A 612-nucleotide genomic window follows, 5' to 3' on the forward strand; every position below is an offset into this window, starting at 1 on the left:
TGCCGTCGGTGAGATTGGCGTTGATCGTGAGCGTGACGCCATTGGCGTCGATCGCGCTGCCGATGGCCGACGTGTTGATCTTGAAGTTGTTGCTGAATGTCAGGTTGCTGAGGCCGTCGGCCTGAAACGAAGCATTGTCGAGCGTGACGGTGCCTGACCCGACCGAACTGTTGTTGCTGACGACGACGGTCGTATCGACCACCAGCGTGCCGCCGGAATAGGTGTTGGCGCCGGAGAGCTGCACGTTGGAAAACGCGGACGCCGACGAGTCGATCAGGCGCAGAACCCCGGCGCCGGTACCGTCGGCAATCACGCCCTGGAGATTGACCTGGGCGCCGTTCGCATCGACCGTGCCGCCGGCCGCATTGACCGCGATGTTGTTGGCGAAGGCAATGCTCGAGACCGTCGGCGACTGCATCTGGAACGTACCGCCATTGAGCGTGATGGTGCCGGTGCCGACCGAATCCGCATTCGTCACCTGCACGGTGCCGGCGGAGATCAGCGTGCCGCCGGAGTAGGCATTGGTGCCCGCGAGCACCAACGTGCTGTTGCCGAGCTGCTGCACCATCGCCGGTCCGCCAATGCCGTCGGTGAGATTGGCGTTGATCGTGA

Annotated in this window: 1 protein-coding gene; it reads right to left on the reverse strand. The window is 63.6% G+C overall.

Going from position 1 to position 612, the window contains the following annotated elements:
- The coding region (locus AKL29_RS27220; protein WP_193395256.1) for an autotransporter-associated beta strand repeat-containing protein at window positions 1-612 on the reverse strand (612 nt) is incomplete at both ends.

The organism is Bradyrhizobium pachyrhizi (genome assembly GCF_001189245.1).
Lineage (GTDB): Bacteria > Pseudomonadota > Alphaproteobacteria > Rhizobiales > Xanthobacteraceae > Bradyrhizobium > Bradyrhizobium pachyrhizi.